Origin of the sequence: Thermoleptolyngbya sp. M55_K2018_002 (genome assembly GCF_015295965.1) — a bacterium.
Taxonomy (GTDB): Bacteria; Cyanobacteriota; Cyanobacteriia; order Elainellales; family Elainellaceae; genus Thermoleptolyngbya; species Thermoleptolyngbya sichuanensis.
In genome coordinates, this window is the sequence record NZ_DVEA01000206.1 from 1 (window position 1) to 3,054 (window position 3,054).

Annotated in this window: 4 protein-coding genes; all 4 read right to left on the minus strand. The window is 57.1% G+C overall.

Features of this window, described 5'->3' with window-relative positions; all coding sequences use genetic code 11:
- Window positions 1–264 precede the first annotated feature (264 nt).
- The 4 genes from IGS51_RS10090 to IGS51_RS10105 all read right to left on the minus strand — a co-directional run bounded on the left by IGS51_RS10090 (window position 265) and on the right by IGS51_RS10105 (window position 2,928).
- A complete protein-coding gene (locus tag IGS51_RS10090) occupies window positions 265–648 on the minus strand; it encodes a RidA family protein (RefSeq protein WP_172356560.1) in 384 nt (127 codons plus the stop codon).
- Between the two features lie 202 nt (window positions 649–850).
- Complete coding sequence (locus IGS51_RS10095; RefSeq protein ID WP_297078283.1) at window positions 851–1,408, minus strand: NUDIX hydrolase; 558 nt, start codon at window positions 1,406–1,408, stop codon at window positions 851–853.
- 68 nt (window positions 1,409–1,476) lie between these two features.
- Entirely contained in the window at window positions 1,477–1,956 is a 480-nt protein-coding gene (ispF, locus tag IGS51_RS10100; RefSeq protein ID WP_172356556.1) for a 2-C-methyl-D-erythritol 2,4-cyclodiphosphate synthase, read from the minus strand.
- 75 nt (window positions 1,957–2,031) lie between these two features.
- The gene (locus IGS51_RS10105) at window positions 2,032–2,928 is read right to left on the minus strand and encodes a hypothetical protein (RefSeq protein ID WP_297078284.1); all 897 of its coding nucleotides are present in this window, start codon (window positions 2,926–2,928) and stop codon (window positions 2,032–2,034) included.
- Window positions 2,929–3,054: the final 126 nt, after the last annotated feature.

A 3,054-nucleotide genomic window follows, 5' to 3' on the forward strand; every position in this document is an offset into this window, starting at 1 on the left:
TACAATGGACGCAGCCCTGAGACAGCCGTTACCTGTCGAGGGGTCAGGCGTTGGTAGGTGCTGAGAACACCTGCCAATGCCGTAGATGACTAAACGACCAAAATTTCGGGGGAAAGGCAAGCTGCACTGATAGGAATCGAATTACAGCTTGATGGACGATTGTACTAGATGCGATCGCCCCCGGCAATTGTCCTGCGCCAGCCAACCCACCTCTTCTCCTTCCACAACACAGCACACCGCATCCCCAAGTTCCCCAATCTCAGGTCAGGAAGGGCGATAGGCCGTCACTTCGATTTCTATTCGCATGTTCAAATCGGCTAATCCCGCCACGATCATCGTCGAAGCGGGGCGGATCTCTCCGAAGTATTTTCGCAGCACGGGCCAGCAGGGTTCAAAGTCTTCTCGGTTGGGCACGATATAGCGAACGCGCACCACATCCGCCAGGGAAAACCCGGCTTCGTCTAGAGCGGCGCTGATATTTTTCAGGGTTTGCTCTGCCTGCTCTACTACGTCGTCCGCAATCGTCATGGTGCGATAGTCGTAGCCCGTGGTGCCCGACACAAACGCCCAATCTCCCTCCACCACAACGCGAGAATAGGCGACTTCACGTTCAAAAAAGGAACCGGAGGAAATCAGGCGGCGACTCATGATGAAGAGAAATCAGGTTTTAGGTTGCAGAAATCTGGATAGAGCCACGCCCTGGTTATGAACGAGGCGCTTATATTCAAGTCTTGCAAACGGCGTTTCCAAATGAAATCACGAGAAGCCTTGCAGCCTCCTAGACTCGCCATCTAAAAGCCAATCTAAAATTGCCAATCTAAAATTGCCAATCTAAAATCCAAAATCAACCTCAGCCCAACTGCCGGGCCTGTAAGTAGGAGCGCAACAGCAGCAGGCTGGAAATCGACTTGGAATCCACCGCTTCCCCGTCTAGGATGGCTTGTTCTAGCTCCTGCGGGGTCAACAAGAGGGTTTCCAGATCCTCATCTTCATCCAATCCTGGCGGCGTGTCTAGCTTCTCCAACTCCGTCGCCAGGTAGGTATAGATAATCTCGTCGGAATAGCCCGGAGCCAGGAAAAACTGCCCCAGTTTGTGCCACTGGCTGGCTTTGTAGCCTGTCTCTTCCTGGATTTCGCGCTGGGCAGTGGTCAGCGGGTCTTCGTCTTTCTCAATCGTGCCTGCGGGAAACTCCAGCAGTCGCCGCGATGCCGCAAAGCGATATTGCCGCACCAGCACCAGCTTGCCTTCTGCCGTCATGGGCACGGCCACGGCCCCGCCCGGATGCCGCACACACTCCCAATCGCCTTCGGCTCCGTTTGGCAGGCGCAGGCGGCTCACCTCAAAGTTGAACTTGCGTCCCTGAAAGAGGAGCTTTTGCTTGAGGCGCTGGGGAGGTTCGTGGGCCATGGTCTGGAAGGGGTAGGTAACGAGATTTTGGGGTGAGGGGGTGACAGGAGACGGTTTGGAGGATTCCATCATGCTCGCATCAGCAGCGCCACTGCGTAGGCCGCGATCCCTTCTTCTCGTCCGACGGGGCCCAGCTTTTCGTTGGTGGTGGCTTTGATGCCAATTTGATCGGGGGCGAGTTGGAGGGTGGTGGCGAGGCGATCGCGCATCGTTTTAATATGCGGCTTCAGTTTGGGCCGTTCTGCCACGATGACAGAATCGATATTTCCGATCTGCCAACCTTGTGACTGAATTAGCGCGTGGACTTGTTCCAGCAGCTTCAGGCTGTCGGCCCCGGCCCACTGCGGGTCGGTGGGTGGAAAATAGTGCCCAATATCGCCCAGGCTGAGCGCTCCCAGCATCGCGTCCATGATGGCGTGGGTTAGCACGTCTGCATCGCTGTGGCCCAGCAGCCCCAGTTCATGGTCAATCTTAACGCCGCCCAAGATGAGGGGGCGATCGCCCACCAGTCGATGAATGTCGTAGCCGTTCCCAATCCGAATCGCCATAGAGTTTCAGAATTTCGTGGAAAGAGTTTCGTGGAAAGAGTTTCGTGGAAAGTGTGTTGCAGAAAAGATGCTCTCTCACGCTAAGCCCTGCTCGAAAGCGGGCGATCGCCCAGCGCCCGGTTGCAGGCTAATTGCCGCCGCCTTGCCGCAGTCGATCCGCCTGTTGCAGTGCGGCGCTGCTGTTTTCTCGGTAAAGCACGACGCGGTTTTGGGCAGTGGTATAGCGGCTGTCGGTGGCGGGCACTTGGGCCATGAGATCGGAGGCTCGCTGCCGTCGGCCGAGGTTTGCGCCGTTTGCCCATCGCGCACGGCCGCCTCTGCCAGCCGCACCGCCTGGACAAAGGGATCAGGCGTGGGGACAGGCGCAGGGGATGGGGACGACTCCACTGGCGAGGCCGGCGCGACGACCTGCTCCATTGGTTTGGGAAGAGAAATGCCCAGCCAGTCGGCCAGGGCCCAGCCCACCAGCAGCGCCAGCACCCCTAGGCTCAGCCCGCCAATCAGAATGCCCCGCCAAAACTGTTTCTTGGCGCGTGCCTCGGTGGGGGATTGGGCCGCAGGTTTGGCAATGTCGAGCATTCGGTTATAGCGCCAGTCTTCGACCATGCGCTGGAGCGGGTTGGGCTGGGGCAGGGTAATTTCTTGCGACCAGAGGAGTTGTTTTTTGGGGTCGCGCTGGATATCCTCAAGCCAGAGAAGCTGCTGCTCTCGCACAATACGGCTGTTGATATTGACACGACGAATGCCATTGGGGCTGAGCCGCTCCAAAATATAGCGGACATCTTCAACGAGCGACTGCTGTTCCAACTGTTCCAGCGTCTCCGCCTCGCACAAAAGCTGAAGCACGCCGTGGTCCAGCACCGCCCGAGTCCGCACGCCAGCATCCGCCAGCCGTTCGTTTAGCACCTGAATAATCGCCGACACGCTTCCTTGGCGTGCCTGACGCTCGATATCGTCGATGGGGTCTACCATAATCGCTTGGCAGCAGCCTGATGGCTTTTCCAGTGATTTTCGTGATCTTTAAGGCTAGCGTAAGATTAGCGCATCCTGAGAAATTTATCGCAAAGGATAAACAGCGCCCAATTTTGACCTGTTTTC

Excerpts from the sequence above, each read along its gene's own strand:
- IGS51_RS10090 (WP_172356560.1), bottom strand. The coding sequence starts at position 648 with ATGAGTCGCCGCCTGATTTCCTCCGGTTCCTTTTTTGAACGTGAAGTC.
- IGS51_RS10095 (WP_297078283.1), bottom strand. The coding sequence starts at position 1,408 with ATGGCCCACGAACCTCCCCAGCGCCTCAAGCAAAAGCTCCTCTTTCAG.
- ispF (WP_172356556.1), bottom strand. The coding sequence starts at position 1,956 with ATGGCGATTCGGATTGGGAACGGCTACGACATTCATCGACTGGTGGGC.
- IGS51_RS10105 (WP_297078284.1), bottom strand. The coding sequence starts at position 2,928 with ATGGTAGACCCCATCGACGATATCGAGCGTCAGGCACGCCAAGGAAGC.